The organism is Streptomyces phyllanthi, from assembly GCF_009377205.1.
Lineage (GTDB): Bacteria > Actinomycetota > Actinomycetes > Streptomycetales > Streptomycetaceae > Streptomyces > Streptomyces phyllanthi.
In genome coordinates this window covers 1-2,783 of record NZ_VJZE01000742.1, presented here as the reverse complement: position 1 = coordinate 2,783, position 2,783 = coordinate 1, and the positions used below count along the sequence as shown (strand labels likewise).

Sequence of the window (2,783 nt, the reverse complement as noted above, 5' to 3'; positions counted from 1 at the left end):
GCCCCGGCCCCCGCCCCCTCGGCCACTCCTTCCGCGTCACCCTCACCGTCACGGACGAAGGCGAAGAAGCCCGACCTGTACGGCACGGTCGTCGACGCCGTCGACAAGGCCCCCGACCCGGACACGCGGCCGGCGGACCTGCCGCGCCGGCCCGAGTCCGGCGTCACCAGCTCCGGCGGCCACCAGACCGTGATGAACCACCGCGGGGACAGCGTCACGCTCAAGGGCGAGGGCTATGTCCTGGTGCGCTGGCAGATCTCGCCGCAGTACCGGGCGGGCGCCCTGGTCATGCCCGCCTGGACCGGGCTGAAGGGCAAGCTCTTCCATGTGGCGTCGGGCGGCGGCCGCCGCATGGACGACCCCCTGGGCGACGACGGCACCACCGGCATGGGCGGCCCGGACACCGGATACGCCGTCCTGCCATCCGGCACCCAGCAGATGTGGCAGAACGAGTACTTCTACCTCGACGGCACCGTCACCCTCGTCCAGAACGAGCGGGGCGCCGACTACGGCGTGAGCGTCTTCCCCAGGACCTGGGACGACGTGAACAAGGACGTCACGACCGGCCCCGACCAGGGCGCGATCCGCTACGGCCTCGTCCGCGACAACGGAAAGGACACGGCACCCGTGCCGCAGTACCTCACCCGCAAGACCCCGGACGACGCGGCGACGGTGCCTCAGCGCTCCCGCGTGTAGCCGGCTCCATAGCCGACTTTGGGCCGCTCGGTGCCGTTCGCCTCCCGTGTCCGTGTCCGCAGCCCGTGCAGGGTGTCGATCCGATTCGTGGTGATCGAGTCGACCCCCGCGTCCAGCAGCCGGCGCATCGAGCGGCGGGTGTCGGGGGTCCACACCGACAGCAGGTAGCCGTCCCGGTGGACGCGGGCGGCCAGGTCCCGGGTCACGAGGCCGAAGCGGTAGTTGAGCCAGCGCGGGCGTACGGCGTCCAGCAGCGCGGGACGCGGCGGGGCGAGGGTCGTCCAGGTCAGGGCGATCTCGGCGGCGGGGGCGGCGGCGCGTACGGCGAGCATCGTGGCGGCGCCCGCGCAGTAGTAGACCCGCTCCTGCGCCCCGCACTCACGGACGACGTCCACGACCCGCCGCACCGCCCCGGGGTCCGCCCGTCCCGGCAGGTCGATCATCAGCCGGCTGTCCCCGGTGGCGAGCAGCGCGTCCGCGAGGGTCGGCACCCCGCCGCCGGTGAGCCCCCGCACCTCGGCCGAGGAGAGCGCGGCCAGCGGCCGGTCCTGCTCCCACAGCCGCTTCAGGGTCGCGTCGTGCAGCAGGACGGGCACCCCGTCCCCGGTCAGCCGTACGTCGATCTCCACCGCGTCCGCGCCCGCGAGGAGCGCGGAGCGCAGGGAGCCGATCGTGTTCTCGCGGACACGGTAGGGGTCGCCGCGATGGGCCACGGCTGTCACGGTGCGCATGGGCCCATTGTGGTGGACCGCCCGATGGCCCCGACGACTCAGGGAGCGAGCCAGGCGGCGGTGTACGTGTCGATCTCGTCCATGATCCGCGCCTTGCCCGCCGCGTCCAGGAAGGACACCTCCACCGCGTTCTTCGCGAGCGCGGCCAGCCCCTGTTCGTCGAGGTCGAGGAGGCGGGCGGCGACGGCGTACTCGTTGTTCAGGTCCGTACCGAACATCGGCGGGTCGTCCGAGTTGATCGTGACCAGGATCCCGGCCCGCACGAACTCCTTGATCGGGTGCTCGTCGAGCGTGCGGACCGCGCGGGTGGCGATGTTGGAGGTCGGGCAGACCTCCAGGGCGATACGGTGCTCGGCGAGATGGGCGAGGAGCTTCGGGTCCTTCGCGGAGCTGGTGCCGTGCCCGATGCGCTCGGCGCGCAGCTCGGTCAGGGCGTCCCAGACCGTCTCGGGGCCCGTGGTCTCACCCGCGTGCGGCACGGAGTGAAGGCCGGCGGCGACGGCCCGGTCGAAGTGCGGCTTGAACTGCGGCCGCGGCACGCCGATCTCGGGCCCGCCGAGCCCGAACGAGACCAGGCCCTCCGGGCGGAGAGCGTCGTCCGTGGCCAGCCGGACCGTCTCGTCGGCGGAGGCCAGTCCCGCTTCCCCGGGGATGTCGAAGCACCAGCGCAGTACGGTCCCGAAGTCGGCCTCGGCCGCCTTGCGGGCGTCCTCGATCGCGTCCATGAAGGCGCGTGCGTCGATGCCGCGCTTGGTGGAGGAGTACGGGGTGATGGTCAGCTCGGCGTAGCGCACCTGCTGGCGGGCCATGTCCCGCGCGACCTCGTACGTCAGCAGCCGGACGTCCTCGGGGGTGCGGATGAGGTCGACCACGGACAGGTACACGTCGATGAAGTGGGCGAAGTCCGTGAACGTGAAGTAGTCGACGAGGGCCTCGGGGTCGGTGGGCACCTGGGAGTCGGGGTGGCGGGCGGCCAGCTCGGAGACGATACGGGGGGAGGCGGAGCCGACGTGGTGCACGTGCAGTTCGGCCTTGGGCAGTCCGGCGATGAAGGCGTGCAGGTCGCGGGCGGCGGAGCCGGCGTCACTGGTGGGGCCGGTCGGGCCGTCGGGTACGGCGCGGTGGTCGGTCAAGGTTCCTCCCCGGGAACGGCGTCGCCCCGGCCGGGGCCGGGAGACGCGGGTGATCGGCTGATCGATGACTCGGGGATCATCGTAGGCGGGCGGCCCGTGCGGGGGAGGCGCGGGCCGTAGCATGACGGAACGTACGACAGAGGGGATCCCGTGCATGGCCGACGAGGCACAGACGCCCCAGGCGCCGGACGGCCCGGGCCCTGACCAGGGGACTCCCTCACCG

Annotated in this window: 2 protein-coding genes and 1 pseudogene; 1 reads left to right on the top strand and 2 read right to left on the bottom strand. The window is 72.8% G+C overall.

Going from position 1 to position 2,783, the window contains the following annotated elements; genetic code table 11:
- Positions 1 to 696 (top strand): annotated as a pseudogene (locus tag FNH04_RS44250) (sigma-70 family RNA polymerase sigma factor); the annotation flags it as partial.
- Here the strand turns inward: FNH04_RS44250 and FNH04_RS44245 are convergent.
- Together FNH04_RS44245 and FNH04_RS44240 are read right to left on the bottom strand one after the other, a co-directional pair.
- Positions 678 to 1,427, bottom strand: a complete 750-nt coding sequence (locus FNH04_RS44245) for a glycerophosphodiester phosphodiesterase (protein ID WP_152791877.1) — start codon at positions 1,425 to 1,427, stop codon at positions 678 to 680. The pseudogene FNH04_RS44250 and the gene FNH04_RS44245 overlap by 19 nt on opposite strands.
- A gap of 38 nt (positions 1,428 to 1,465) precedes the next feature.
- Entirely contained in the window at positions 1,466 to 2,683 is a 1,218-nt protein-coding gene (locus tag FNH04_RS44240; protein WP_152791876.1) for an adenosine deaminase, read from the bottom strand.
- Between the last annotated feature and the right edge of the window lie 100 nt (positions 2,684 to 2,783).

Coding starts and splice junctions, on each gene's coding strand:
- FNH04_RS44245 (WP_152791877.1), bottom strand. CDS start 1,427: ATGCGCACCGTGACAGCCGTGGCCCATCGCGGCGACCCCTACCGTGTC.
- FNH04_RS44240 (WP_152791876.1), bottom strand. CDS start 2,683: ATGCTACGGCCCGCGCCTCCCCCGCACGGGCCGCCCGCCTACGATGAT.